Origin of the sequence: Azoarcus sp. TTM-91, assembly GCF_012911025.1 — a bacterium.
GTDB lineage: Bacteria > Pseudomonadota > Gammaproteobacteria > Burkholderiales > Rhodocyclaceae > Azoarcus.
Genome location: NZ_WUEI01000318.1, coordinates 1 through 395 on the forward strand (window position 1 = coordinate 1; position 395 = coordinate 395).

Annotated in this window: 1 protein-coding gene; it reads right to left on the reverse strand. The window is 66.3% G+C overall.

Features of this window, described 5'->3' with window-relative positions; all coding sequences use genetic code 11:
* A partial coding sequence (locus GRF61_RS24420; protein ID WP_169153187.1) for an AMP-binding protein occupies positions 1 to 395 on the reverse strand: 395 nt, incomplete at both ends.

Consider the following 395-nt stretch of genomic DNA (forward strand, 5'->3'; position numbering starts at 1 on the left):
TTCGCCCACCTCGCCCGGGGGCAACTCCTTGAGCGTCTGCGGATCGACGATGCGCGCATCGGTGTTGAACACGGGAATGCCCAGGCACTGCTGCTTGGCGCGATCGGCCGGATTGCTGTGCGTCGGCGCGATGGTTTCCGAGAGGCCGTAGCCTTCCTGGTACGCCAGGTTGAAATCCTTCAGCAGGCGCTCGGCCACGGCCTGCGGCATCGCCGCGCCGCCGCCGCCGATGTAGGCGAGGCTCGACAGGTCGAACTCCGCGAGCTGCGGACTCGCCAGGAAGTCGATGACCATGGTGGGGATGTTCGTCCAATGCGTGATCTTGTAGCGCGAGATCAGCCGCCCCGCCACCTCGCGATCCCAGCGCGGCAGCATCACGACCGTCGAACCCATGT